We start from the raw sequence: 26876 nt of genomic DNA on the forward strand, positions 1-26876 counted from the left end.
GTCATTCGTGGACGTGTGTCGTCCGCGTTCCGGCGCGCCCGGGAAGCGCGTCGTACCGGTTCAGGAGCACCGGACGTCCCCCTTCCCCGTGGCCCCCGCCCCGAGGGGCGACGGCGCCCTGCCGACGTTCCGGCTCACAGCACCGTTCACTCTAGTCACCGGCAGTCAGGGGCCCAACTGCCTTGACCGCGGTGCCTGTCGACCCTATGCGCCCGCCCGTTCCTGGTCCTGAGTACGCGTACTCAACCGCGCCGGTGCGCGCGGGATCGCGGCGGCGCGCCGCCGCTCAGCGGGCACGCGCGACGCGGCGCGCCCTTCGGCGCGCGTCCCGCACCGCCACGGCGGTGCCGCCGAGCGCGGCCACCAGGACCCCGGCGCCGAGGGCCACGTACACGGCGAGGCGGGTGTTGCGTTCGTCGGCACTCTCGCCGAGCCGGAGACGCGCGGGGGTGGGGGCCTGCGCCCGGGTGAGTCCGTCGTGCGGGTCGGGGGACTCGACCGGGTGGTCGTCCTCGGTCAGCGCACGGACCGGGTCCACCACGCCCCAGCCGACGAGGCGGTCGTGGCCGGCGATGGTCCGCTCCGCGGTCTGCTCGATCTGCGCGACCACCTCGCGCGCGGTCCAGTCCGGGTGCCTGGCCTTGATCAGCGCCGCCACACCGGCCACGTAGGGCGCGGAGAAGCTGGTGCCGTTGTCGACGCACTGGCCGCCCTGCGGCACGGTCGAGATCATGTCGACGCCGGGGGCGGCCACGCCGACGAAGTCGCCGGACTGGGAGAAGGCGGCGCGTTCGTTGTTGCGGTCGGAGGCCGCCACCGCGAGCACTCCTTCGTAGGAGGCCGGGTACGTCTTCTTGACGTTGCCGCCCATGCCGTCGTTGCCCGCGGAGGCCACCACGACGATCCCGGCGCCGAGTGCGGCGTCGATCGCCTCCCGCAGCGCGGGGGCCGGTGCGACCGCGTTCGAGGTGTCCTGGGAGATGTTGATGACGTCGGCCTTGGCGGCGATGGCGTAGCGGACCGCGTCGGCCAGCGTCCGGGCCGTGCCGTGCCCCTCGGCGTCGTTCTGCTTCAGCGGGATGACGGTGGCCTCGGGGGCCAGGCCGGCGAAGCCGCTGCCCTTCATGGGCCGGGCGGCGATGATCCCGGCGACCTTGGTGCCGTGGCCGACCGTGTCCGTCGTGGCGGGCGTCCCGGCGCCCTCCACCTTCTTGCCCTTGTCGTCCTCGGAGGGCAGGAAGTTCTTGCCGCTCTTCGCGTCGACCGCGTGGGCGAGCTGCCGGTTCTTCACGTCGACGCCGGTGTCGATCACCGCCACGCGGACGCCCTTGCCACGCGACCGGCTCCACAACTGGTCCAGGTTGACCCGCTGCAGGGCCCATGGCCGCCCCTCGTAGACCTGTCTGCTGGGGAACGTGCACTGGTCGGAGAAGGAGTCGCCGGCGGCAGCGGGAACGGCGACGGTCACGGCCACGGCCAGGCCGGCGGCCGTCACCGCCGCCGCCCGCGGGAAGGGGGAGGCGAACGCGCGAGGCATGCTCTTCGACTTCCTCTCTAGGAGCCCTGCGGCTGGCGTGCGGCGGCCGTCGACAGACGCGGGCCGGTGGGCAGGAACTCGGACCACGCGGCGGGGACCGGCGCGGGGCTCACCCCGGCGTAGCCCAGGCGGGTCTGCGCCTGCTGGGCCTCCTGGGCCAGCTCCTTCCTCTCCTTGTCGGTCATGCCGATGCCCGCGTCACTCGTGGCGCTGTCCGAGTTGGACTGCAGTACGTAGCGCAGCCCTGTGTCCGTGACCAGGAAGACAGGGCCGGCCTTGGTGGCGTTGCCCTGGAACTGGCGGTAGAGCTGACCGGATCCGGGGGTGACGTAGGCGCTGGCCGATCCGATGGGAAGCGGCGCGGGAAAGTCCGTTCCGGCCCAGGTGCTGAGGGTCGTGCCGCCGTCGGCGGAGACACCGCGCAGCACGTTGCAGACGGTGCTGCGGCTGCCCGCCCTCTCGGACGCCTCGTTGACGGCGACGGGCACCGCGGACGGCCAGGTGTGCTCCGCACCGAAGGCGCCGCCGGGCACCAGGGCGCCGGGGCTCATCTCCCGGGCGTGACCGGCCTGTCCCAGCCGCGCCAGGTCCCGGCTGTAGAGGAGGAGCTGGGCGACGAAGTCGGAGACGGGCGCGACCCGGCCGGGCAGGACGACGTAGTACCGCTCCTGGTTGGCGTCGAACGCCTTGAGGACCATGCCGACCCTGTTGACCGACGCGTCGAGCTGGCCGGGGGCGTGGGCCGGGGCACCGGGAGCGCCGTCGATCCTCGGGAACGTGATCCGGTCACCGCGGTGCAGGGTGGCCAGCCATTCCCCGGAGACCCGTTCGGGCTCGCGGCCCGAACCGACCACGGTGCGCAGCAGCAACTCGTCGTCCGCGCCCAGCGGATAGGCCGTACCGCCCGCGTCCACGACGTAGCGGTTCTTGTCCGGGTCCATGACGTAGAGCAGCTCGCCGCCGCGCAGCCGCTGCCTGCCCTCGCTGCGCCCCATGTCGCGCCGGTCCAGGACGAGCGCGGCCTTCCGGATGGACCGGCCGCCGGCGCTGGGCCGCTCGCACACCATCCAGCGCTTGGCCGCGCCGGCCTGCTGCGCGGACGGCAGCCGGTCGGGGGCGTAGGGGATTCCGATGGTGACGCCGTGCGGGACCTCGCCGCTGTCGAGGACGGACTCGGCCACGGTGACGACCTGGCCCTGTCCCGGGTCGAGGAGGAGTTTGGCGGAGGCCATGTTCAGGACGGGGTGCAGCTGCGCCTTGCCGCCGGTCTTCAGCACGACGTACCGGGTGGTGGACCGGTCGGCGACGATGACCTTGGCGTTGGGGGTGCCCCAGCCCTGCGGCGCGGTCGGCTTGAACATCCCCCAGGCGCCGAAGACCGCCATCACGACCACGCCCGTGATCACGCTGGGCACCACCGCGCGCAGCGGCTTCGGCGCGCCCTCCTCGGAGCCGCCCGGCGCCGACCGGACGAACGAGGCGAGCATGCGGCGCTTCGCGAAGGTGTAGGCGTTGAGCTGGTCCCGCCGAGATGCCATCTGTGCGTGTCTCTCCCCGTTTTCCCCTGCGCCGTACCCGGGGGGCGGGTCCGTCCCCGCCCCTCGTCGCCGGACCGAGCCCCTACTATGCCTGGTGTCCGCGGGGACTTGTGGAGCAGGTAGGGTACCGGGGCCTTCAAGGGCCTTGTGCGGTGCGGGAACACGTGCGCGTCGCGAGCATGACGGGGGGATGCGGTGATGGCTTCCGGGACGCGGGTGCGCTCCCGTGGCGGGGCGGGCAGGGCGGGTGTGCCGGCACCGGTTCCGGCGGCGCCGGCGGGCCGGCCGGTGACCTCCTCGGTGGCGGCCCCGGTGCAACTGCGGACACGCCGGGGCCGGAGCCGGGCGTTCCGGCTGCAACGACTCGTCCTTCTGGAAGTCGCGGCCGGCCTCCTGCTCGCGGGCTGGGCCGCCGGGCCGCTGGCCCTGGCGCCGGCGGCCGTCGTGGCCGTACTGCTCGCGCTGGTCGCCTTCGTGCGCCGGCGGGGACGTTCACTGCCCGAATGGCTCGCCACCGTGCGTGCGCTGCGGGCCCGTCAGCGGCGGGCGGCGAGCACCCTGGTGCCGGACGGCACCGAGCCGGGGCTGGCTCCCGCGGTCGAGTGCGATCCCGGCCTGCGGACCTGCTCCTACGGCGGCCGGGACCGGCGGCAGGTCGGGATGGCCGGGGACGGCACCTTCCTCAGCGCGGTGGTGCAGGTGGAGGCCGAGGTCACCGCGGTGCGGTCGGAGCGAGGACGGCAGCCGCTCCCGGTCGCGCTGGTCCGCGACGCCCTGGAGGTGGACGGCATCCGGCTGGAGTCGGCGCAGATCGTGCTGCACACACGGCCCGCACCGGCCCTCCACCTGCCCCAGCACTCGGTGGCGGTGACCAACTACGCGCCGTTGCAGGCACAGACCGGGGCACCGGCGGCGCGCATCACCTGGATCGCCCTGAAACTGGATCCCGAGCTGTGCCGGGAGGCGGTGGCGGCCCGCGGCGGCGCCCTGGCGGGAGCGCAGAAGTGCCTCGCACGCGTCGCGGACCACCTCGCCAGCCGGCTCACGGGTGCGGGGTTCCGCACCACGGTGCTCGACGAGGAGGAGCTGATCGCGGCGCTGGCCACCTCGGCGTGCGCCAATCCGCTGGTGACGGCGGAGGCGGGACGGACCGAGGCGCGCGAGCGGCGCACGGAGGAGACCGGCCGCAGCTGGCGCTGCGACAACCGCAGGCACACCACGTACTGGGTGCGGCGCTGGCCCCAACTGGGTCCGGGCGCCGCCTCCTTGCCGCAGCTCGTGGCTTCCCTCACCAGCGTGCCGGCGTTCGCCACGACGTTCAGTCTCACCCTGTCCGGTGGCGACCGGCAGCAGACGGACCTGTGCGCGCACGTGAGGGTGACCGGCCGCGGCGACGACGAACTCGCCGCCGCCCGGCGGAGCCTGGAGGACGCCGCCCGGCACGCCGGGGCCGGCCTGGCCCGCCTGGACCGGGAGCAGGCGCCCGCCATGCTCGCCACGCTCCCCCTCGGAGGTACCCGGTGACGATGACGGACCCCCGGACGGGCACCCTCGCGGTCACGCCTTCCTCCCCGGTGGCCGGACGGCTGCGCGGGCGGCTGCGCACCGGCCTCGGACTGATCGGTCCGCGGCACGGACGGCACACGCTGCCCACGGACCAACTGGACACGCTGGCGCTGCCCATCGGGGACGACGGCGTCGTCATCGGGGTGGACGCCGAGGGCAGGCCCGCGGTCCTGGGACTCAGCAGCCCGACGCCGTACGACGTCGTCCTCATCGGGAGCCTGTGGACGGCGCAGGTCCTGGCCCTGCGGGCGGCGGCCACCGGGGCACGCGTCGCGGTGGAGACCGGCCGGGCCCAGGCATGGATGCAGATGGTGCACGCCATGGGCGGCGGGCAGAACGGCCTGGCGGTCCACGAGGTCGGCCGGGTGCCCCCGCAGGGCGCGTCGGCCGGTACACCCGTCCTGCTGGTCCGGGACTGCGGCATGCGGCCGCCGCGCGGCCGGGTCGTCTCCGGTCCCTGGCAGTCGGTGGTGACCCTGCTTCCGTACCTGAGCCCGGTGGCCCCCCGGCTGATCCGGCAGGCACGGCTCGTCGGCGTCCAGCGGATCTCCCCGGACGAGGCCGCCGAGCTGGGCCGGACCATGGCGCTGCCGCGGGCCGACGTGGACTCCCTTCCCACGCTCCCCGACGGTGTGACGCTGTGGTGCGCCGACCGCGACCGGCAGTACGTGATGACGCAGCCGACCGACCCCGAGATCGGTCTGCTGGGCACCGCCCGCCGCATGGACTGAACTGCCCCGCAAACGGCGGTCTTTGACAGGAACAGCCGGAATGTCCTCCGCTCCCCGGCCCGTCGGGGTGCGCGAGCCGCGGGGGCGGCCGTGACCGGCCGGCCACCAGGGCCACCCGGGCCACCAGGGGCCACCACCGGCCGATTTGACCGCTTCTCGCCCCACTTGACGGGTGTGCGGGTGCTCGTGTGTGACGGGGCGTACCCGGGCGGACGCCGGACGGGCTGCCACCGGTACGGCTGTGATGATTAGGCTGGTACCGGGGCGCCACAACCGAGCCCGTGGCCGGGCCGTCGGCGCTCCGGGGGATGGCCGGGCGGCCCGGCTCGGTTCCACTCCGCCGAGGACCGCTTCCGACCGACCCCGTACGACACGAACGGTCGCCCCAGCACGGCACGAGGGTGCTCGACCACACCAGGAGGAACTGTGAACAGCGATCGGGACGGGATCCGCGGGGGCTGGGCCACGCCCGACGACGACCAGCCCGACGCTGCGTCCGCCGTCGACGCGACGGGCGAGTTCACCATCGACTACGCGCCACCGGCCTGGTACACGCAGAACGCGTCGGGTACGGCGGACGAGACGGCACCCGCACCGGCACCGGCCTCTCCGTTCACCCCTCCCCCGCCGGTCGGGCCCCCGGTCGACCTTCCCGCACCGCCGCCGGAGAGCGGCTTCCAGCCCGCCTGGGCCCCCTCCGCCGCCACCGCGCCCGAGCCGCCCGTGGCACCCGTCGCGCCCCCGGCGCCGGAACCGGGGGAACCCGGGAACGGCGACCTGGTGAGCGGGGCGACGGTGCGGATCTCCTCCGCCGCTCTGAAACGCGAGTTCGCCCAGCGCGAGCGTGCGGAGCAGGAGGGCAGGGCCGGTGACGCCGCTGCCCCCGGCACGGGCCTGAGCGGGGCGCAGGCGCGGCCGGATGCGGCCGCGGCATCCGCGGGCGGGGCCTCTGCCGCGGCCGCGGACGTCACGGACCGCCCGGCCGGCGCGGCATCGGCCGGCCACTCCGAGGAGGCCGCCGGACGTCCGGAAGCCGGGCACGGGAACGGCCCGGGTTCGGCCGCCACCGACGACGCCGGACACCCGGCCGCCGCGCCACGGTCCACCGGGGGTTCCGACGAAGCGGCGGTCCCCCGGGCCGTCTCCGGGCCGGACCCCCGCTCGCCGGAGCACTCCGGGGTTCACGACACCGCGCCCGGGGATGCCACGAACACCGCGGACGACGGCACGGACGCGCAGAGCACGGACACGGCGGACACCACGGGCACCACCGGCCCGGCGGACGCACCTGCTCCGGGGGGTCCCGGGGCTTCCGAGCCGTCGGCGCACTCCGGCGAAGCCTCCGACGCCACCGCCTCCGGGGCCGGTGACACGGTCGGCGAGGACACGGAGGCGTCGGACGACGAGCAGGTGAGCGGTGCCGCACCCGCCGGGGCGGACACGCCCGAGGCCGCCGGCGCAGGCGACAGCACCCCGGAAACCGGTGCCGCCCCGGGGCCGGTGCAGCCTCCCGTGCAGGACGCCGTGCCCCAGGACGCCCCGGCCGCGTGGGGCCCGCCGCCCGCGCCGCAGCACGCCGTCCCGCCGCTTCCCCCGTCCTACCAGCCCGCCGCCCCGGCCCCGGCTGCCCAGTGGCCGGGACAGCCCCAGGCGCAGCCGGCGGCCGGTCCGTCCGCGCCGGGCCCGTCCCACCCCCCGGCCGGCGCTCCCGACGACCGGCACGCGCAGCCCCAGCCGTCGCTCCCCCCGCAGGCCCCGCAGGCCCCGCAGGCCCCGCAGCCGGCGCCCGCCGCCTGGAACGCGCCCGCGGGACCGCAGCCGGGCCCGGCACCCGCCGCCCCGGCCGGATACGGCTTCCCGCCGCCTCCCCCCGCCCCCTCCGTGCCGCAGCCACCGCAGCAGGCGCAGAGCGGGTACGGCTTCCCGCAGACCGGCGCGCCCGCCCCGGCCGACGCACGCGAGGGATACGGCTTCCCGCCGAACCAGCCGGCCGCACCGAGCGCGCCCCTGCCTGCCGGTCAGGCCGGTGGCTACGGCTTCCCGCCGCCGCCCCCGCAGCCGGACGGCGCGCAGCCCCCGGCGGCGCCCGCGCCCGCCGCCCAGCAGCCCCCCGTCGATCCCCGCACCGGCGCCGCGTGGCCGCAGCCCGTTCAGCACGACCAGCGGCAGCCGACCAACCCCGGGGTCGCGCCGCTCGGTTACACGGCGGCCGTCGAGCTGTCGTCCGACCGGCTGCTCAACAACAAGCGGCAGAAGGCGCGCAGTGGGCGTCCGGCGGCGGGCGCGGGACGGTTCCGGATCGGGGCGAAGAAGGAGGAGGCCGAGCGGCAGCGGAAGCTGGAGCTGATCCGTACGCCGGTGCTGTCCTGCTACCGGATCGCGGTCATCAGCCTCAAGGGCGGTGTCGGCAAGACGACCACCACCACCGCACTGGGGTCCACGCTCGCCACGGAGCGGCAGGACAAGATCCTCGCCATCGACGCCAACCCGGACGCGGGCACGCTCGGCCGCCGGGTGCGGCGGGAGACCGGGGCCACCATCCGTGACCTGGTCCAGGCGATCCCCTACCTCAACTCGTACATGGACATCCGGCGGTTCACCTCGCAGGCGCCCTCCGGTCTGGAGATCATCGCCAACGACGTCGACCCGGCCGTGTCCACGACGTTCAACGACGAGGACTACCGGCGCGCGATCGAGGTGCTGGGCAACCAGTACCCGGTGATCCTGACGGACTCCGGTACGGGTCTGCTCTACAGCGCGATGCGCGGCGTGCTGGACCTCGCCGACCAGCTCATCATCATCTCCACGCCGTCCGTCGACGGTGCCAGCAGCGCGAGTACGACGCTGGACTGGCTCTCCGCGCACGGGTACGCCGATCTGGTCGCGCGGTCCCTCACCGTGATCTCGGGTGTGCGCGAGACCGGGAAGATGATCAAGGTGGAGGACATCGTCTCCCACTTCGAGACGCGCTGCCGGGGTGTCGTCGTGGTGCCGTTCGACGAGCATCTGGCGGCCGGCGCCGAGGTCGACCTCGACATGATGCGGCCGAAGGTGCGGGAGGCGTACTTCAACCTCGCGGCGATGGTCGCCGAGGACTTCGTGCGGCACCAGCAGGCGCACGGCCTGTGGACGTCGGACGGGAATCCGCCCCCGGTGGCGGCCCCGCCGATGCCCGGTCAGCCCCTGCCGTACCCGCCCGTGCCGGGCGGTCAGCCCTACCCCGGGCAGCCGGTCCCCGGACAGCCCTACGGACAGCCCCAGCCGGGACAGCCCCTGCCCGGGCAGCAGCCGTACCCCGGCCAGCCCTACGCCGGGCAGCCGGGGCAGCAGCCGTATCCGGCGCAGGCCGGGCCGTTCCCGCCCCCGCAGGCCGGGCCCGGACAGCCCTACGGACAGCCGGCCGGGCCCGGGCAGCCGTACCCGCAGCCCGGTGCCGGGCAGCCTCTGCCCGGGCAGCACCCCGCGCCGCCCGCACCCGGCGCCCAGCCCGGCGTTCCGGGACAGCCGGTGCCCCCCGGCCAGCCGGGACAGTTCCCGCCCCCGCCGCAGCCCGGGCAGCCGTACCCCCAGCCGGGTCAGCCCCAACCGCAGCCCCAGTCCCCGCCTCAGCCCCAGCCGGGTCAGCCCCCGGCCGGGCCGCCGCAGGCCCCGCACGGCGGGCAGACCCCGCCGCCTCCCCCGCCCGCGCAGCAGCAGTAGGTTCCGGGCTGCGAACGTGTGAAGGCCCGCGCCGTCTCCCGACGGTGCGGGCCTTCGCGCGTTCGCAGGCAGAACCGTCGCAGAACCGTCGGGAATCGGCCGCCACGCTCTCACCAGGGAGGCGTCAGTGGTCTCCACCAATGAGGATCAAGGCGCGGCTCGATTGTTGTTTCCGCAGGCCACATGGGGTTTGACACACCGTTGACGCGCGCAGACTGCCGCTGATAGACACACTCTTCATTCCGTCGGCGTCACCCGGTCAAGCTCGTTCAAGCCCCTCTACAGCTCGTTCCAGCCTGTTCACTTCTGTTCAAGCCCGCCTCGCGCGGGGCGCGCAGCGTCCCGCGCGTGCGACGACGCGAGGTCACCGAGCCATGAACACACACGATCAGCACGGCAGCGGACGCAACGGCCCCCGCCCGGGGAGGACACGGTTCCTCGCCGCCGCGGGCGCCGCGGCGCTCCTCCTCGCGTCCGGGCTCGCCGCGCCGTCCGCCTCGGCCGCGCAGTCGCGCGCCGCCCAGGGCTCCCAGGCCGCCCGAGCGGCACAGGCGGCACAGGCGGGGAAGGACGACCAGGGCGACGAGGGCCACAGAGTGCTCACCGTCGCCGTCGCGCAGAGCGTCGACTCGCTCAGCCCCTTCCTGGCGGTACGGCTGCTCAGCACGAGCATCCACCGGCTGATGTACGAGTACCTGACGAACTACGACCCCAAGGACAACCACGTCATCCCGGGTCTGGCCACCAAGTGGCAGTCGTCGCCCGACAAGCTGACCTGGACGTACACGATCCGCACCGACTCCAAGTGGTCGGACGGGCAGCAGGCCACCGCCGAGGACGCGGCGTGGACGTTCAACAAGATGATGACCGACCAGGGCGCCGCCACCGCCAACGGCAGTTTCGTCGGCAACTTCGCGAAGGTCACCGCGCCCGGCCCGACGCAGCTGGTGATCCGGCTGAAGAAGCCGCAGGCCACGATGACCGCGCTCGACGTGCCGATCGTGCCCAAGCACGTCTGGGAGAAGGTCGGGGACTTCTCGAAGTTCAACAACGACAAGAGCTTCCCGATCGTCGGGAACGGGCCGTTCGTGCTCACGGACTACAAGCCGGACAGCTACGTGCGGCTTAAGGCCAACAAGGACTTCTGGCGAGGCGCCCCGAAGTTCGACGAACTGGTGTTCAGGTACTACAAGGACCAGGACGCCGCCGTCGCCGCCCTGCGCAAGGGCGAGGTGTCCTTCGTGGCCGGTTCGCCCTCGCTGACGCCCGCCCAGGCCGCCTCCCTCCAGGGCGACAAGAACATCCACGTCAACGACGCACCCGGCCGCCGTTTCTACGCCCTGGCCACCAACCCCGGCGCCCAGGCGAGGAACGGCACGAAGTTCGGTGACGGCGACCCGTCCCTGCTGGACGAGCGGGTGCGGCACGCGCTGTTCATGGCGGTGGACCGCAAGACGATCGTCGACAAGGTCTTCCAGGGCCACGCGGTCGAGGGCCAGGGCTACATCCCGCCGCGCTTCACCCCGTACTTCTACAAGCCGACGGCCGCTCAGGAGCTGGCCTACGACCCGGCCAGGGCGGGGCAGCTCCTCGACCAGGCCGGTTACCAGAAGAACGCCGACGGCAAGCGGGTGGGCAAGGACGGCAGGCCGCTGAACTACCGCGTCCTGTGCCACGCCACCGACCCGAACGACAAGGCGGTCGGCAAGTACCTCCAGGAGTGGTGGGGCAAGCTCGGCATCGGGATCACCCTCGACTGCCTGGACAACGTGACCGATCCGTGGCTGGCCGGCAAGTACGACCTCGCCTTCGACGGCTGGTCCGTCAACCCCGACCCGGACTTCGTGCTCTCCATCCACACCTGCGCGGCACGCCCGCAGACCCCGAAGGACACGGGCGCCACCGACAACTTCATCTGCGACAAGACGTACGACGACCTGTACGGCCGGCAGCTCGCCGAGTACGACCCCGCCAAACGGGCGGACATCGTCAAGCAGATGGAGTCGCGCCTGTACGACCTGGGGTACATGAACGTCATGGCCTATCCGAACGCGGTCGAGGCCTACCGCACGGACCAGATCAAGTCGATCACCACCATGCCGTCCGCGGCGGGCAACATCTACGGGCAGGACGGCTACTGGAGCTGGTGGTCGGCCGTCCCCGCCGACTCCGGTGACTCCTCCGGCGGTTCGTCCTCGACCGGTGTCGTGATCGGGATCGTGGCGGGCGTCGTCGTCCTCGGCGGCCTCGCGGTGCTCTTCGCGGTGCGCCGCCGCTCGACGGCGGAAGACCGTGAATAGGACGGCGGCCGTGTCCACGTGTACAGGTGCAGGTGCTCATGACCACTGAAGCGACATCGTCGCCGGCCGGGGGCCCCGTCCCCGGCCCGGCGGGACCGGAGCCGGCGCGGTTCGCGGCGGCGGACGGGGGGCGGGCGGCCGGGGCCTCCCGCAGGCTCCTCACCGGCGGCTATCCGCGGTACGTGGCGGGCAAGCTGGCCGGGGCCGCCGTCTCCCTGCTCGCCGTCCTCGTCACCAGTTTCTTCCTCTTCCGGCTGATCCCTGGCGACCCGGTGAAGTTCATGACCGGCGGGCGTCCGGTCTCGGCCGGGCAGATCGCCGTCTACCGGCGGGAGTTCGGGCTCGACCTGCCGCTGTGGGAGCAGTTCACGCACTACTGCGGCAAGGCCCTCACCGGCGACCTCGGGACGTCGTACCAGTTCCGGGCACCCGTCGTCGACAAGATCACCGAAGCACTGCCCAACACCCTGCTGCTCACCGGCACGGCCTTCGTGCTGTACACCGCGCTGGGCGTCTTCCTCGGCACCCGTTCGGCATGGCGGCACGGCGGGCTTGGCGACCGTGTGCACACCGGGCTGGCGCTGACGCTGTACTCGATCCCGTCCTTCTGGCTGGGCCTGCTGCTCATCATCGTCCTGTCGGTCGGTGTGGGCCCGGTCCCGGGTCTGTTCCCGACCGGGGGCATGGAGTCCGGCGGCAAGGAGGGCTTCGCCTACGTCCTCGACGTCGTCCACCACCTGATCCTGCCGGTGGTGACCCTGGTCGCCGTCGAGTACGGGCAGACGCTGCTGGTCACCCGGTCGGCGCTGCTGGACGAGATGGGCAGCGACTACCTGACGACCGCGCGGGCCAAGGGGCTGCGCGACGACCTCGTACGACGCCGGCACGCCGTGCCGAACGCGCTGCTGCCGACCGTCACGCTGATCTTCGTCAACCTGGGACGGACCGTGGCCGGTGTCATCCTCGTCGAGACGGTCTTCTCCTGGCCGGGGCTCGGCGGGCTGTTCTACCAGGCGCTGAGCGTGCCCGACCTCCCGCTGGTGCAGGGGTTGTTCTTCGTCTTCGCCGCGGCGGTGATCGTGATGAACACCCTCGCCGACCTGCTGTATCCGCTGCTCGATCCGAGGGTGGGCCGATGACCGCCGACACCACCGAAGCCGCCGAGCCCGGCGGAACGAACGGGCCGGACGGGACCGACGGGTCCGGAGGGGCCAAGGGGTCCGAAGGGAACGCCCGGACCGACGAGGCCCCCGGAACTGAGGTGACCCAGGGGACCGCCGGGGCCGAAGGGACTCACGTGGGGGCCGATGGGACCGCGGCGGACACCGGGACCGCGGCGGGCACCGGGTCCGCGGGGAGCACCGGCGGTCCCGCCGGTACCGGGAAGTCCGCGGGGCCCGGGCCGCGCGCCCTCGCGCGGCGGCGGCGCCGCGCCTCGGCCGCACGCTTCTGGAAGGAGTACCGCAGGCACCGCGCGGGAGTGTTCGGTCTCGCCGCGCTGGTGCTGTTCGCGCTCGTCGCGCTCACCGCGCCGCTGACCGTCGGGTCGGACGTGGACAGCGTCACCGGTGCCCCGGGGCGGCCGTTGCAGGGCCCCAGCGGTCATTTCCCGCTCGGCACCGACCAGTTCGGACGGAACCTGCTGGGGCTGGTGATCTGGGGTTCGCGGGTCTCGCTGCTGGTCGGGCTGCTCGCCGCCGTGCTGTCGGTGGCGATCGGGGCGCTCATCGGGATCACCGCCGGGCACTTCCGCGGCTGGTACGCCACGGTGATGATGCGGGTCACGGACTGGTTCCTGGTGATGCCGACGCTGGTGCTCGCCATCGCGCTCGCGACCGTCCTGTCCCGCTCCCTCGGCACGATCGTGCTGGCCATCGGCGTGACCACCTGGCCCACGACCGCCCGCCTGGTGCGGGCGCAGACACTGGCCGTGGAGTCACGGCCGTACATCGAGCGCGCCAGGGCGCTCGGCGGCGGGCACTGGCACGTCATGTCCCGGCACGTGCTGCCCAACGTCATGCCCCTCGTCCTCGCCCAGACGACCCTGATCATCTCCTCCGCGATCCTGTCCGAGGCGACGCTCGCCTTCCTCGGGCTCGGCGATCCGACGGTGGTGTCCTGGGGCGGCCTGCTGCAGGACGCGCGGGAGGCCGGGGCGGTCAGCTCCGGCGACTGGTGGTACCTGGTGCCGCCGGGCATCGCGATCGCCGTCGTGGCGCTGGCGTTCACGCTGTGCGGGCGTGCGGTGGAAGCCGTGCTCAACCCGCGTCTGGGGGTGTCCCGTTGAGCCTGCTGGAGGTCCGGAACCTGGAAGTGACCTACCCCGGCGGTGCCGCCGCCGTGCGCGGGGCCGACCTGTCCCTCGGCGCGGGCGAGAAGCTCGGCATCGCGGGCGAGTCCGGCTGCGGCAAGTCGACGCTGGCGCTGGCGCTGCTGCGGCTGCTGCCCGCCGGGGCCCGTACCGGCGGGCAGATCCTGCTGGACGGTGAGGACGTGCTGGCCATGAAGTGGGGCCGGGTGCGGGCGGTGCGCTGGGCGGGGGCGTCGATCGTCTTCCAGGGCGCGATGCACTCCCTGAACGCCGTGCACCGCGTCGGCGACCAGATCGCCGAGCCGATCCTGCTGCACCGCAGGGCGAGCCCGGCCGGCGCCCGCAAGCGGGCCGGTGAGCTGCTGGAACAGGTGGGTCTGCCCGCGGCGCGGGCGTCCGCGTACCCACACGAACTGTCCGGCGGGCAGCGCCAGCGCGTGATGATCGCGATGGCGCTGGCCTGCGACCCGCGGCTGATCGTCGCCGACGAGCCCACCACCGCGCTCGACGTGATGATCCAGGCCCAGATCCTGCGTCTGATCGAGGAGCTGGTCAGCGAACAGGACGTGGGCCTGATCATGATCAGTCACGACCTGGCCGTGCTGGCCGACACCTGCGACCGGCTCGCGGTGATGTACGCCGGGCGCGTGGTCGAGGAGGGGCCGGCCCGGCAGGTCTACGAGAACGCCCGGCATCCGTACGGCAGGGCCCTGTCGGGGGCGTTCCCGAGGATCGGTGACCCCGCCTCCCGGTTCGCGCCCCGCGGACTGCCCGGCGACCCGCCCGACCCGGCGGCGGTGCCGTCCGGGTGCGCGTTCCATCCGCGCTGCCCGGTGGCGCTGGACGCCTGCGCGACCCAGGACCAGGTGCTGCGGGACGCGGGCGCGGGACGACGGGCCGCGTGCGTGCACGTGGCGGCCGGCGGCGGTGAGGCGCCCCCCGGCGGCGCGGCGTCCGCGCAGTCCGCGCAGGACCAGGAAGTGAGGAGCAGCACCGCATGACGACCACCACTCCTGCCACTCGCCCGCTGCTGAGCGTCGAGGGCCTGCACGTCACCTTCCCCGGCCGGCACGGCGCGCCGGCCGCCCGGGCCGTGGACGGGGTGGACCTCGACATCCGGCCCGGTGAGATCGTGGCGCTCGTCGGGGAGTCGGGCTGCGGCAAGACGACGCTGGCCCGTTCCCTGCTCGGTCTGGTGCCGCCGACCTCCGGCCGTGTCACCTTCGACGGCGCGCCGCTCGACCACTCCGCCCGCGCCCTGAAGGCGTACCGCAGACGGGCGCAGTTGGTCCTCCAGGACCCCAGCGGCTCGCTCAACCCGCGGCACACGGTGTACGACGCCGTGGCCGAGGGCCTGCGCATCCACGGCCGCACCGGTGACGAGCGGGCCGCGGTGTCCGAGGCCCTCGCCCGCGCCGGGCTGCGCCCTCCCGAGCGTTTCTTCCTGCGTTACCCGCACGAACTGTCCGGCGGCCAGCGCCAGCGGGTCGTCATCGCGGGCGCGCTCGTCCTGGAACCCGAACTGCTCGTCGCCGACGAACCGGTGGCCTCCCTCGACGCGTCGGTGCGCGGCGAGATCCTCGCGCTGCTGCTGCGGCTGCGCACCGAACTCGGCCTGTCCGCCCTGGTGGTGACTCATGACCTGGGGCTGGCCTGGAACATCGCCGACCGGGTCGCGGTGATGTATCTCGGCCGGATCGTGGAGACGGGCGACGTGGAGCAGGTGCTGACGGCGCCGCGGCATCCCTACACCCAGGCCCTGCTGTCCGTCCTGCCGGAGGCGCCCGGCGCCCCGGTCGTCCTCACCGGCGAACCCCCGGACCCGTCCCGGATCCCCGCCGGCTGCCGCTTCCACGCCCGCTGCCAGATCCTCGCGGGGGGCGAGGCCGAACGCGCCGGTGTCGCCGACGCGTGCCGCGGCCAGGACCTGGAGATCCTGCACGGCGGCGCCGAGACGCAGGTCGCCTGCCACTGGGCCCGGACCCGGGCGGAGCCGGCAGTGCCGCCGGCCGCGGAGGGCGACCGGAGGACGGCGACGGCAACGGCGGTGCCCCCGGACTGACCGCGGAGGCGGGCGCCCCCCGTCCGACCCCAGAGCGTGGAGGTGGCCACCGGGCCGATCACCAGAGCGTAAGAGGGGCCACCGGACCGGCCGGCACAGCGGAGAGGTGGCCACCGGGCCGATCACGAGAGCGGCGGGTACCGCCGGGGCGTCAGCCGACCGGTTGTCGCGGCAGGCCGGTCCTTCGGCCGGCGCGGCCGTCAGCGCTGCTGGTCGTCGGCCGCGATGATCTCGCGGCACTTCTTGACGTCCTCGGCCATGGTTTCGAGCAGTGCCTCGAGGGAGTCGAACTTGGCCTGGCCGCGGACGAAGGCCAGGAAGTCGACGGCGACGTGCAGGCCGTACAGGTCGAGGCCGACGCGGTCGATGGCGTACGCCTCGACGGTGCGCTCGGTGCCGTCGAACTGCGGGTTCGTGCCGACGGAGACGGCGGCCGGCATCGCCTCGCCCTGGGCGTGGAGGTAGCCGGCGTAGACGCCGTCGGCGGGGATCGCGGTGTGCGGGAGGGTTTCGACGTTGGCCGTGGGGAAGCCCAGTTCGCGGCCCCGCTGGGCGCCCCGGACGACGATGCCCTCCACCCGGTGCGGGCGGCCGAGGATCTCGCGGGCGCCCGTGACGTCGCCCTCGGCGACCAGCCGCCGCGTCAGCGTGGAGGAGAACGGCTCGCCGCCGCCCACGTCCCCGGTGACGTACAGGTCGACGACCTCGACCTCGAAGTCGTAGAGCTTGCCCTGGTCGACGAGGAAGTCGACGTTCCCCGCGGCCCGGTGGCCGAAGCGGAAGTTCGGGCCCTCGACGACCGCCTTGGCGTGCAGCTTGTCGACCAGCACCTTGACGACGAAGTCGGCCGGGGACAGCTGTGAGAACTCGGTGGTGAAGGGCAGGACGAGCACCGCGTCCACACCCAGCTCCGCCATCAGCTCGGCGCGGCGGTGGTGGGGGGCGAGCAGCGGCGGGTGGCTGCCTGGACGCACGACCTCGCTGGGGTGCGGGTCGAAGGTGACGACGACGGAGGGCACGCCCAGCTCGCGGGCGCGGTTCACGGCGTGCTCGATGATGAGCTGGTGACCGCGGTGGACTCCGTCGTAGGAGCCGATGGTGACGACGCTGCGCCCCCAGTCCTGGGGGATGTCCTCCAAGCCACGCCAGCGCTGCACTGTGACCGCTCCTCGTCGAACCGTGTCCGTATTGCCTAGATGCCGTTGCCTAGGTCGCCTTGCTGCCTTGTCCGCAGGTCTAAGGGTGCCATGCCCGGCGTTGCGCGCCCGCATCGGCATGGGCGCTGTGACCCGGCGCACGTGCGGACCCGTGCGGCGTCAGGCGGGGACCGGCGCCCCGGCGAGGTGCTCGATCGTCCGGCGGGCGCTGGGGCCCACCACGGCGGCCCAGTCGGACGGGGAGCCGGTGAGCCATCCGGCCACCCTCGCGGCGAAGCCGGGGACGTGCCGGGCCAGCTCCGCGAGCGCGCGGTCGAACACGGCCGCGCCTTCCGGGGTGCGTACCAGCAGCAGTCCGACCCGGTGCACGAGGTGCCGGAGATCCTCCCCGGCACCGGGCGCGGCGGTGCGCAGGACCGTTTCCAGCACGGCCGGGTCCCTCTCGTGGGCGAGGAGGAGGCCGAGGAGTTCCCGGCGCAGCGCGTCGGAGGCCGGGGCACCGGGCGAGGCCGGGTCACCGGGGGCGGCCAGGGCGGCGGCGAGCGCCGTCCGCAAGGGCGCGGGGCCGTCCTCCAGGAGGCCGCCGACCAGGGGTGACAGGACCGAGCGGACGGCCGGTCCGTGACGCAGGCGCCGGTCGACGTAGGCCGCGACGGTTCCGGCGGTGTCCGGCCGGCACGCGACCGCCTCGCGGACGACGGCCGCGACACGGCGGGCGAGGGCGGGCGTGGTGACGTCGACGAGGGTGCGCAGGCTCTCCCCGGTGTCGGGGCCGTTCCGCAGCCGTTCGCCGAAGGCGGCCAGGACCGCCTCGGGGTGGGTGGCGAGGGCGGGGGCCAGCGCGCTCGGCGGGAGCTGGGCGTCACCGGTCGCGAAGTGCCGCAGCGCCTGGGGCAGGTGCCGGGCCCGGCTGGAGGGGTCCGAGACCAGCAGGGCGAGCGCGCCGCCGTGCAGGGCGCTGTCGGCCGGCCGGGCGAGGACGGCCAGGGCGGCGCGGCACAGCAGTGCGCGGTCGGGTCCGGACCGCGCGTGCGGAGAAGTGAGCAGTCCGTACTCCACCGCCTTGGCGCGGCGGTCCCGGCGTCCGTCGTGGGCCCATCGCTCGGCGGCGCGGCACAGCACGGCCGGTTCCTCCTCCGCGAGCGCGGTCAGGAGCTCGGCGGCCCGCGGGTGCGCGCAGGCGGCGAGCGTGTCGGTGAGGTCGTCCGGGCTGTGGTGCCGGTGGGCGTAGAGGAGGGCCTGGGCGGCCGTGGCGACGGTGGCGTCCGGGGCGGCGGGCAGCGGCCGTTCGTCGTCGAACCAGCCCGTGAGGTGCGGGCGCACGGTGGCGGGGTCGCCGGCGAGGAGGCGGGCGAGGGCGTCGAGGTAGCGGGGCGGGCGGCGGGCCCGTGGAGCCCGGGGGTGAGGAGGACGGGGTCGAGCGGCCGGGGCGTCGGCAGGGGTGGGGCGCGTGTTCTGCGCGGGGGCAGGGCTGAGGCGCGTGCCGGGTGTGCCGGCCGGGTCCCGTGCCGGGTCGTCGGCGACGAGGAGGCGGCGGAGAAGGTCGCAGCGGTCGGTCGCCGGCAGGTTCAGCGCGGTCCAGAATTCCGGTCCGAAGCCGGCCGGCACGGGCAGGCCGCACTCCTGCCACACGCCGATCCGGTCGGCGAGCAGCCGGAGCACACCGGCGTACGGCGTCGCGTCGGGGACGCGCAGGAGGACCCCGGCGAGCAGCCGCGACGCCCACCAGGAGTGCGGATCGCCGTCCAGGGCGCACAGCAGTTCCTCCAACCGGACGGCGAGCCGGCGGGGGCCGTGCTGGCGGGCCAGCAGGAGGAGGGCCTGGAGGACCGGGCCGATGCGGTGGTGCGGCACCGGCAGCGGGCGGTGCGGCTCGCCGGGGACGTGCCGCCGGTGGACCAGGACGCGCAGGGCTTCGTCCAGGTCGAGGTGGGTGCCCTGGATCCAGTCCGCGAGTTCCTCGTGCGCGAAGCGGTAGCCCTCGCCCGCCGGGACGAGGAGGCCTTCGGTGAGGACGGCGGACGCCCACCCGGTGCCGCCGCCGAGGCGGGCGGGGGCGGGCCCCCAGGGGAACACCTCCTCGAACGTCGCCCGGTCCAGTTCGCCCCGGCCGGGTCCGAGACTGCGGCGGGCGGCCTCGTGCACCTGGCCGGAGACCTTCGCCGCGAGACGGCGGACCGCGGTGCCGCGCAGGTCGTTCTCCGCGGCGAGGCGGACGGCGACGCGCAGGCACATCAGGTCCAGGTGGGCGGCGAGGACGTCACCACGGTCGAGGCGCGGGTGGCTTCCGCTGCCGGGCAGGGCCGCGCGCACCTCGGCCAGGAGCCGGAGGGTGAGGGGATGACCGGCGTCGGCCGCGGCCAGGGCGCCGTCCGGGACGCCGTACCGGGCGCGGGCCTCACGCGCCTCCGCCGGACGCAGGTCGCCGAGGCGTACGCAGGGCGGCGGGGGGCCGGTACGGGCCGGAGTCCCCGGGTCCACGGCCCGCGTCACGCCCGCGGCGGCCTCCGAGGCCCTCCCGGCGACGGCGACGCCGGTCGCCGCCGAACCTCCGGCGCCGGAGCCCTCTGGGCCCCCGACGGCGCCCTCGACCGGACCGGTGCCGCCGACCGGACCGGTGCTTCCCTCCCGGTCGGGCCCCTCGGCCCACCCGACGTCATCCCTCCGGCCGACGTCCGCGACCCGGTCGGCATCCTCCACCCGGCCGGCGCCGGCGACTCGGCCGGCACCACCCATCCGACCGACGTCCCCCACCCGACCGGCCTCCGCCTCCCCAGCGGCGCCCCCCTCCCGGCCGGCGCCCATGCCCCCACCGATGTCATCCCTCCCGCGCGCCTCCACGGCCCGGCCCGCACCGGCCGCCGGGCCCGCGGTGCCGCTGCTGCGGTCGGGTGCGGCCGGGGTGTGCAGCAGGTCCGGCGGGAACCACGCCCCCGCCCCCTCCCAGTACTCGTCCCGGCACGCCACCACCAGCCGCGCTCCCGTACCGCGCAGCCACCGCGCGGTGGCCCCGGTCCACTCGTCGAGCCGGTGGGCGAGGGCGGCCGGCATCTCCTCGGGACCGTCCAGCAGGAGCAGCAGCGGTCGTCCGTGCGCGCGGGCGAGGCGGGCCACGCGCTCCGGGGTGAGGTCGGTGAGGTCGGCCGGCAGCGGCGCCCGGGCGGCCGCGACGATCCGGGCCGCCCGGTCCAGCGCACGGCCCGCCGCGTCCGCCACCGAGGCGTCGGCCCCGTCCAGGTCGGCACCGCGCAGCCACAGGGTGGGTGCGGGCGCGACCCCCCGGGCACGGCGCCCGGCCAGCGCGGCGAGTTCGGTGGTACGGCCGCTGCCGGGCGCCCCCACCAGGCCGAGCACGGCCGCCGGCCCGCGCTCGAAAGCCTCCAGTTCCCGCAGCACGGCGACCCGCTCCACCGGCGGCCCGGACAGAGCCGCGGCCGGCCCGCACCCGGCCGCCCCGGGGCCGCACCGGGCGGCCGCCGGACCGGACACCACCGCCCCTGGACCGGCCACCGCCCTGGCGGACTCCGCCACCTCCGGGCCGGCCGGAGCCGCCGCCGGGGCGTCCGGAGCCGTCGCCGGGCCGGCCCCGTGGTCCGGCAGGACTCCTCGTGGGGCGTCCTGGGCCACGGAGGTGGCCATGAGTTCGAGGACACCCGCGAGATTGAGATCGGGGCCGTAGGCGGGGACGGTCGCCGCGTTGCGGGCGAGCAGTTCGCCCAGGGGACCGTCACCGGCCGGCAGCGGCACCGCGAAGCCGGTGTCGCGGTCGCCGGCCTGGAGGGCGGTCCCCAGGACCGCGACCACGGCGCCCGTCTCCGGGTCGAGCACCGGCCCCCCGGCCGCTCCCCCGCCCCGCCGCAGCGCGTCCCGGCCGGCCGTGCCGATCGCCAGTTCCAGGGCGCCGTCCACGAGGTGGAAGCGGTCCGTGGCCGTGTACGACACGGTGGTGGTGCCCAGGACGCGGGCCTCGCGCCAGCCGCCCGCGGCGATCCGCACGTAGCTCCCCGTCCGGACCCGGCCGCGCACCGACACCGGAAGCGGCGGCACGTCCAGGCCCTCGGTCCGTACGAGGGCGAGGCCCAGCCCGGGCAGCGGGGTCACCGCCGCGGAGGTCACCACGCAGGAGCGGTCGCCCGCGCCCCGCGCGTGCAGCACGAGGCGGGCGAGGCCGTCGACCGCCTCGTGGCTGGTGATCACGGTGCCCCGGTGGTCGGCGGCGAAGCCGGTGCCGCGGGGGCGGCCCGCCGGGTCGCGGACGCACACCAGGGCGCCGTCGAGGAGGCGGTCGCGTGCCTCCGCGGTGGCCAGGCGCGCCAGGTGGCGGGCGGCCGCCGCGTCCTCCGGGGCGGTGCGCGCCACCGTCCCCCGGGTGTGCTCGCCGCCGCGCTGTTCCCCGGGCCGGCTGCCGTCGGACATGCTGTCCGGCGTGCCGCGCGACGGTCCGGCCGGCGGACCGGGCCGGGTGTCCGCCGGGGTCCGGACGGTGGTCCGGTGTCCCCGGCCGGTCGCGGCCGTCGGCCGCTGGGCCCCTGCTGCCATGGTCCGACCTCCCCGCCGTGCCGCCGTCCGGCTCCGCCGGTCCACACCCGGCCTGTCCTGGCCGCACCGGGCATGTCCGGAGCGCGCCCTGACCTCGACGGTAGGCACGGAACGATCAGCGGGGAAGATCGCGAGGCGAACGCGCCCCCTTGCGCTCCCTCAGTTCACTCCGAGCGCCCGCACGGTCGGGTGAACAGCCGGGGGTCGCTGGATAGACCCTGGGAGTGGGGGGAACCGAGGGGGGACCGTGGAGCGGCGGCCGGGGAACGCCCGTGCCGCAGCCGCCGCTCCACGGGCAGCCTGCCGGGCCGCCCGGCCGGGACGGCCGTCGTCGGCCCGCCCGGCGGGGTCAGCCGAAGACAGCCAGGCTCTTGGCCTTGCCCCGCTGCTCCTCCACGAGCGCGAGGAAGCGTCCCTGCGGGTCGAAGACGGCGACGGCACCGGCGCCCGCGTACTCCTCGGGCATCTCCAGCCGCACGCCGTTGGTGAGCAGCCGGGCGCGCCGCGCGTCGACGTCCCAGCGCGGGAAAGCGGCGCCGGCCGCGTCGGCGACGGGCATGACGGTCAGCTCCTGCTGGAGCTGGTCGAGCGTCTTGGCGGCGTCCAGCTTGTACGGCCCGACGCGGGTGCGCCGCAGCGCCGTGAGGTGGCCGCCGACGCCGAGGTCGGCGCCCAGGTCACGGGCGAGGGCGCGGATGTAGGTGCCGGAGGAGCAGACCACCGAGACGACGAGGTCGAGCACGGCGGTGCCGTTCTCGGCGACGGCGTCCCGGACGTCGTACACCTGGAAGGAGGAGACGGTCACCGGCCGGGCCGGGATCTCGAACTCCTCGCCCTCCCGGGCCCGCTTGTACGACCGTACGCCGTTGATCTTGATGGCGCTGACCTTGGACGGCACCTGCATGATGTCGCCGGTCAGCTTGGCGACGGCGGTGTCGACGGCCGCGCGGGTGACCTTGGAGGCGTCGGCGCAGGAGGTGATCTCCCCCTCGGCGTCGTCGGTCAGCGTGTTCTGGCCGAGCCGGACGGTGCCGACGTACTCCTTCTCGGTCAGTGCGAGGTGGCCGAGGAGTTTGGTGGCCTTCTCCACACCGAGGACGAGGACCCCGGTCGCCATGGGGTCGAGGGTGCCCGCGTGGCCGACGCGGCGGGTCCTGGCGATCCCCCGCATCTTGGCCACGACGTCGTGCGAGGTGAAGCCCGACGGCTTGTCGACGATGACGAGGCCGTCGGGCGGGGTGGGCTTGCTGGTCATTCGGTGCTGTCGTCCGTCTCGTCGGCGTCGTCCTCGGAGCCCGGCTTGCGGTACGGGTCCGCGCCGCCGGCGTAGGGGGCGCCCGCGGACGCCTCCCGCACCTTGGCGTCGGACTGGCGCGCCTTGTCGAGCAGGTCCTCGATGGTCCGGGCGGTGTCCGGGAGGGCGTCCGCGACGAAGGCGAGCGTGGGGGTGAACTTCACCCCGGCCGCGCGGCCGACCTCGGAGCGCAGGATGCCCTTGGCGCTCTCCAGCCCGGCCGCGGCGGCCGCGCGCTCCTCGTCGTCGCCGTAGACCGTGTAGAAGACGGTCGCCTCCCGCAGGTCGCCCGTGACCCTGGTGTCCGTGATGGTGACGTGCGAGCCGAGCCGCGGGTCCTTGATCCCGCGCTGCAGCTTCTGGGCCACCACCTCTCGGATGAGGTCCGCCAGCCTTTTCGCCCGCGCGTTGTCGGCCACTGGTCCGTCTCCCGTTCTTTCTCTTCTGCGTTCTGTGGTGTGGTGCGGTCGGTGCGGTCCGCCGTGCGTCAGTCGTCGTCCTCGCCGTGGAAGCGCCGTCTGACGGACAGCAGCTCCACCTCGGGGCGCCCGGCGACCAGCCGCTCGCACCGGTCCAGTACGTCGGTCAGGTGTGCCGCGTCGCCCGAGACCGCGGCGAGGCCGATGACGGCCCGCCGGTGGAGGTTCATGTGGTCCACCTCGGCCGCGCTCACCGCGTACTTGCGCTGCAGCTCGGCGACGATCGGGCGGACGACGGAACGCTTCTCCTTCAGCGAGTGGACGTCGCCGAGGAGGAGGTCGAAGGACAGAGTCCCCACGTACATGTGTGTCCGGGTTGCCCGCCGGTACGGGGTCGATGGTCCTGCCTTCGAGACGGGCAGGGACATCAAGAACGGTACCGCGAACCCGGCGGTGCCTCGACGGGATTTGTCTCCCGCCGGCCCGGCGACGGACAGGTCCCGGACGCGGCGCACCGGCCGACGGGAAGCAGTCCCGTCGGCCGGTGCCGGTGTTCCGTGGGGTGTTACACCCGCGGCTTCTCGCGCATCTCGTACGTCGCGATGACGTCGTCGACCTTGATGTCGTTGAAGTTTCCGAGGTTGATACCGCCCTCGAAGCCTTCGCGGATCTCGGTGACGTCGTCCTTGAAGCGACGCAGACCCTCGATGTTGAGGTTCTCCGCGACGACCTTGCCGTCGCGCAGCAGGCGCGCCTTGGTGTTGCGCTTGACCTCGCCGGAGCGGATGAGGACACCCGCGATGTTGCCCAGCTTGGACGACTTGAAGACCTCGCGGATCTCCGCCGTGCCCAGCTCGACCTCTTCGTACTCCGGCTTGAGCATGCCCTTGAGGGCCGCCTCGATCTCCTCGATCGCCTGGTAGATGACCGAGTAGTACCGGACGTCCACGCCTTCGCGCTCGGCCATCTGCTGCGCACGGCCGACCGCGCGCACGTTGAAGCCGATCACGATGGCGTCGGAGCCCATCGCCAGGTCGATGTCGGACTCCGTGACCGCACCGACGCCGCGGTGCAGGACGCGGATGTCGACCTCTTCGCCGACGTCCAGCTGGAGCAGCGAGGACTCGAGGGCCTCGACCGAACCGGAAGCGTCACCCTTGATGATCAGGTTCAGCTGCTGGACCTCGCCGGCCTTGAGCACCTTGTCCAGGTCCTCGAGGGACACGCGGCGCGTGCGCTTGGCGAACGCGGCGTTGCGCTCGCGGGCGGCGCGCTTCTCCGCGATCTGGCGGGCCGTACGGTCCTCCTCGACCACGATGAAGTTGTCACCCGCACCCGGGACGTTGGTCAGGCCCAGGACCTGGACCGGCGTCGACGGGCCGGCCTCGGCGACGTTGTTGCCGTTGTCGTCGAGCATGGCGCGCACGCGGCCGTAGGCGTCGCCCACCACCATCGTGTCGCCGACCCGCAGGGTGCCTCGCTGGACGAGGACCGTCGCCACGGCACCGCGGCCACGGTCGAGACGGGACTCGATCGAGATGCCCTGCGCGTCCTGGTTCGGGTTGGCCCGCAGGTCGAGCGAGGCGTCGGCCGTGAGGATCACGGCCTCCAGCAGCGAGTCGATGTGCAGACCCTGCTTGGCGGAGATGTCGACGAACATGGTGTCGCCGCCGTACTCCTCGGCCACCAGGCCGTACTCGGTCAGCTGACCGCGCACCTTGGTCGGGTCCGCGCCCTCCACGTCGATCTTGTTGACCGCGACCACGATCGGCACGTCGGCCGCCTTGGCGTGGTTGAGCGCCTCGACCGTCTGCGGCATGACGCCGTCGTTGGCCGCGACGACCAGAATCGCGATGTCGGTCGACTTCGCACCGCGGGCACGCATGGCGGTGAACGCCTCGTGACCCGGGGTGTCGATGAAGGTGATCGCGCGGTCCTCGCCGTTGACCTCGGTCGCGACCTGGTAGGCACCGATGTGCTGGGTGATGCCGCCGGCCTCGCCCGCGATGACGTTCGTCTTGCGGATGGCGTCGAGCAGTCGGGTCTTTCCGTGGTCGACGTGACCCATGACGGTGACCACCGGCGGGCGGACGACCAGGTCCTCCTCGGTGCCCTCGTCCTCGCCGAACTCCAGGTCGAAGGACTCGAGCAGCTCGCGGTCCTCCTCCTCGGGGCTGACGATCTGGACGGTGTAGTTCATCTCGTCGGCCAGGAGCTGCAGCGTCTCGTCGGAGACGGACTGCGTGGCCGTGACCATCTCGCCCAGGTTCATCATGACCGCGACGAGCGACGCCGGGTTGGCGTTGATCTTCTCGGCGAAGTCGGTGAGCGACGCGCCGCGGGAGAGACGGATGGTCTCGCCGTTGCCGCGCGGCAGCATCACGCCGCCGACGCTCGGGGCCTGCATGGCCTCGTACTCCTGGCGCCGCTGCCGCTTCGACTTGCGGCCACGGCGCGCCGGACCGCCGGGACGGCCGAAGGCACCCTGCGTCCCGCCACGGCCACCGGGACCGCCCGGACGACCGCCGAAGCCGGGACGGCCACCGCCGCCGCCGAAGCCGCCGCCACCACCGGGGCCACCGCCGCCGGGACGGCCGGCGAAGCCGCCGCCGCCGGGACGACCGCCGCCACCGCCGCCCGGACGGCCGGCGAAGCCGCCGCCGCCGGGACGACCGGCGCCGCCGGGACGACCCGCACCGCCCGGACCGCGGCCGCCGGGGCCACCGCCGGGACGCGGGCCGGCAGCGGGACGCTGCGGCATCATGCCGGGGTTCGGACGCGGGCCGCCGGGACGGGGACCGCCCGGACCGCCCTGCGGACGCGGCATCGCGCCCGGGGTCGGGCGCGGACCGCCCGGAGCCTGCGGACGCGGACCGCCGCCCTGGGCACCGGCCCCCTGCGGACGGGGGCCGCCGCCGGGAGCACCGGGACCGCCGGGCCGCTGGCCCTGCGGACGGGGCGCCTGCGGACGCGCCATACCGGTGGAGCCACCGGAGGTGAAGGGGTTGTTGCCCGGACGCGGACCGGCCGGACGGGCACCCGGACGCGCGGCCTGGCCACCGGGACGCGGGGCGCCCTGGCCCGGACGGGCCTGGCCCTGGCCACCGCCGCCGGGGCGGCCGCCGCCGGGCTTGGGGGCACCGGGACGCGCGCCACCGGGGCGCGGGCCCTGCGCGGCGGCCGGGGACGGAGCCGGAGCCGACGGCGGAGCGGTGAACTCCGGAGCGGCCGGCGCGGCCGGGGCCGGGCGCGGGGCGGGCTTGGGACCCGGCACCGGACGCGGGCCGGGAGCGGCCGGCGCGGGAGCCGAGGGGGCCGCGGGCTGCTGCGCCGCGGCGGGCCTGGGCGCGGCCGGCGGCTTGGGAGCAGCCGGACGCTCCCCCACGGGCTTGGCGCCCTGGGAGGTGCCCCCTGCCTGCGCCGGGGAGGGCGCGGGCGGCCTGGGGGCGGCCTTCTTCGGGGCACCCGGCTTGGCGGGCCTGCCGCCGCCGTTGCCCTGCTGGAAGGCGTCGGTCAGTTTGCGTACTACGGGCGCCTCGATCGTCGAGGATGCCGATCGGACGAATTCACCGAGTTCCTGGAGCTTGGCCATGACGACCTTGCTCTCCACACCGAACTCCTTGGCGAGTTCGTATACCCGGACCTTAGCCACTTCGCTCCTTTGAGGTCCGGGTTGCGGCCGGACCGTCGCTAGTTCATGGGCGTACTCATCGCGTACTCATC

The 26876-nt window shown here is 74.7% G+C and carries 16 protein-coding genes; 8 read left to right on the forward strand and 8 right to left on the reverse strand.

What is annotated here, in order from left to right; genetic code table 11:
• Positions 1-286: 286 nt before the first annotated feature.
• Together mycP and eccB are read right to left on the reverse strand one after the other, a co-directional pair.
• The gene (gene mycP, locus AC6I72_RS08450) at positions 287-1537 is read right to left on the reverse strand and encodes a type VII secretion-associated serine protease mycosin (protein ID WP_498000244.1); all 1251 of its coding nucleotides are present in this window, start codon (positions 1535-1537) and stop codon (positions 287-289) included.
• A 17-nt stretch (positions 1538-1554) separates the two neighbouring features.
• A complete protein-coding gene (gene eccB / locus AC6I72_RS08455) occupies positions 1555-3075 on the reverse strand; it encodes a type VII secretion protein EccB (protein ID WP_498000245.1) in 1521 nt (506 codons plus the stop codon).
• A 198-nt stretch (positions 3076-3273) separates the two neighbouring features.
• Here eccB and eccE point away from each other — a divergent pair, with 198 nt between their 5' ends.
• From eccE to AC6I72_RS08495, 8 genes are all read left to right on the forward strand, one after another.
• The gene (gene eccE / locus AC6I72_RS08460) at positions 3274-4599 is read left to right on the forward strand and encodes a type VII secretion protein EccE (protein ID WP_498000246.1); all 1326 of its coding nucleotides are present in this window, start codon (positions 3274-3276) and stop codon (positions 4597-4599) included.
• A gap of 2 nt (positions 4600-4601) precedes the next feature.
• Positions 4602-5372 (forward strand): hypothetical protein, encoded by a 771-nt coding sequence (locus tag AC6I72_RS08465; protein ID WP_498000247.1) that lies wholly within the window; start codon positions 4602-4604, stop codon positions 5370-5372.
• 426 nt (positions 5373-5798) lie between these two features.
• On the forward strand, positions 5799-9071 hold the full coding sequence (locus AC6I72_RS08470) for an SCO5717 family growth-regulating ATPase (protein ID WP_498000248.1): 3273 nt from the start codon (positions 5799-5801) through the stop codon (positions 9069-9071).
• Positions 9072-9445: 374 nt separating this feature from the next.
• Positions 9446-11371 (forward strand): ABC transporter substrate-binding protein, encoded by a 1926-nt coding sequence (locus AC6I72_RS08475; RefSeq protein ID WP_498000249.1) that lies wholly within the window; start codon positions 9446-9448, stop codon positions 11369-11371.
• Between the two features lie 38 nt (positions 11372-11409).
• A complete protein-coding gene (locus tag AC6I72_RS08480) occupies positions 11410-12510 on the forward strand; it encodes an ABC transporter permease (RefSeq protein ID WP_498000250.1) in 1101 nt (366 codons plus the stop codon).
• Positions 12511-12668: 158 nt separating this feature from the next.
• Positions 12669-13658 (forward strand): ABC transporter permease, encoded by a 990-nt coding sequence (locus tag AC6I72_RS08485; protein ID WP_498000251.1) that lies wholly within the window; start codon positions 12669-12671, stop codon positions 13656-13658.
• The gene (locus AC6I72_RS08490) at positions 13655-14683 is read left to right on the forward strand and encodes an ABC transporter ATP-binding protein (protein WP_498000252.1); all 1029 of its coding nucleotides are present in this window, start codon (positions 13655-13657) and stop codon (positions 14681-14683) included. Before AC6I72_RS08485 ends, AC6I72_RS08490 begins: the two co-directional genes overlap by 4 nt.
• Positions 14680-15744 (forward strand): ABC transporter ATP-binding protein, encoded by a 1065-nt coding sequence (locus AC6I72_RS08495; RefSeq protein WP_498000253.1) that lies wholly within the window; start codon positions 14680-14682, stop codon positions 15742-15744. The genes AC6I72_RS08490 and AC6I72_RS08495 overlap by 4 nt, the downstream gene beginning before the upstream one ends.
• Positions 15745-15944: 200 nt before the next feature.
• On the opposite strand, the gene AC6I72_RS08500 is transcribed toward AC6I72_RS08495, so the two are convergent.
• From AC6I72_RS08500 to infB, 6 genes are all read right to left on the reverse strand, one after another.
• Positions 15945-16901 carry a bifunctional riboflavin kinase/FAD synthetase gene (locus AC6I72_RS08500; protein WP_498000254.1) on the reverse strand — a complete coding sequence of 319 codons (957 nt, stop codon included), beginning with the start codon at positions 16899-16901 and terminating at the stop codon, positions 15945-15947.
• Between the two features lie 159 nt (positions 16902-17060).
• On the reverse strand, positions 17061-21317 hold the full coding sequence (locus AC6I72_RS08505) for a serine protease (RefSeq protein WP_498000255.1): 4257 nt from the start codon (positions 21315-21317) through the stop codon (positions 17061-17063).
• 472 nt (positions 21318-21789) lie between these two features.
• A complete protein-coding gene (truB, locus tag AC6I72_RS08510) occupies positions 21790-22695 on the reverse strand; it encodes a tRNA pseudouridine(55) synthase TruB (RefSeq protein ID WP_498000256.1) in 906 nt (301 codons plus the stop codon).
• On the reverse strand, positions 22692-23153 hold the full coding sequence (rbfA, locus tag AC6I72_RS08515; protein ID WP_037861939.1) for a 30S ribosome-binding factor RbfA: 462 nt from the start codon (positions 23151-23153) through the stop codon (positions 22692-22694). Before rbfA ends, truB begins: the two co-directional genes overlap by 4 nt.
• 68 nt (positions 23154-23221) lie before the next feature.
• Complete coding sequence (locus AC6I72_RS08520) at positions 23222-23518, reverse strand: DUF503 domain-containing protein (RefSeq protein ID WP_037861935.1); 297 nt, start codon at positions 23516-23518, stop codon at positions 23222-23224.
• A 200-nt stretch (positions 23519-23718) separates the two neighbouring features.
• Positions 23719-26805 carry a translation initiation factor IF-2 gene (infB, locus tag AC6I72_RS08525; protein WP_498000257.1) on the reverse strand — a complete coding sequence of 1029 codons (3087 nt, stop codon included), beginning with the start codon at positions 26803-26805 and terminating at the stop codon, positions 23719-23721.
• Between the last annotated feature and the right edge of the window lie 71 nt (positions 26806-26876).

The organism is Streptomyces sp. Xyl84 (genome assembly GCF_059731885.1).

Excerpts from the sequence above, each read along its gene's own strand:
- AC6I72_RS08465 (WP_498000247.1), top strand. The coding sequence starts at position 4,602 with ATGACGGACCCCCGGACGGGCACCCTCGCGGTCACGCCTTCCTCCCCG.
- eccB (WP_498000245.1), bottom strand. The coding sequence starts at position 3,075 with ATGGCATCTCGGCGGGACCAGCTCAACGCCTACACCTTCGCGAAGCGC.
- AC6I72_RS08505 (WP_498000255.1), bottom strand. The coding sequence starts at position 21,317 with ATGTCCGACGGCAGCCGGCCCGGGGAACAGCGCGGCGGCGAGCACACC.
- eccE (WP_498000246.1), top strand. The coding sequence starts at position 3,274 with ATGGCTTCCGGGACGCGGGTGCGCTCCCGTGGCGGGGCGGGCAGGGCG.
- AC6I72_RS08495 (WP_498000253.1), top strand. The coding sequence starts at position 14,680 with ATGACGACCACCACTCCTGCCACTCGCCCGCTGCTGAGCGTCGAGGGC.
- AC6I72_RS08520 (WP_037861935.1), bottom strand. The coding sequence starts at position 23,518 with ATGTACGTGGGGACTCTGTCCTTCGACCTCCTCCTCGGCGACGTCCAC.
- AC6I72_RS08475 (WP_498000249.1), top strand. The coding sequence starts at position 9,446 with ATGAACACACACGATCAGCACGGCAGCGGACGCAACGGCCCCCGCCCG.
- AC6I72_RS08480 (WP_498000250.1), top strand. The coding sequence starts at position 11,410 with ATGACCACTGAAGCGACATCGTCGCCGGCCGGGGGCCCCGTCCCCGGC.
- mycP (WP_498000244.1), bottom strand. The coding sequence starts at position 1,537 with ATGCCTCGCGCGTTCGCCTCCCCCTTCCCGCGGGCGGCGGCGGTGACG.
- truB (WP_498000256.1), bottom strand. The coding sequence starts at position 22,695 with ATGACCAGCAAGCCCACCCCGCCCGACGGCCTCGTCATCGTCGACAAG.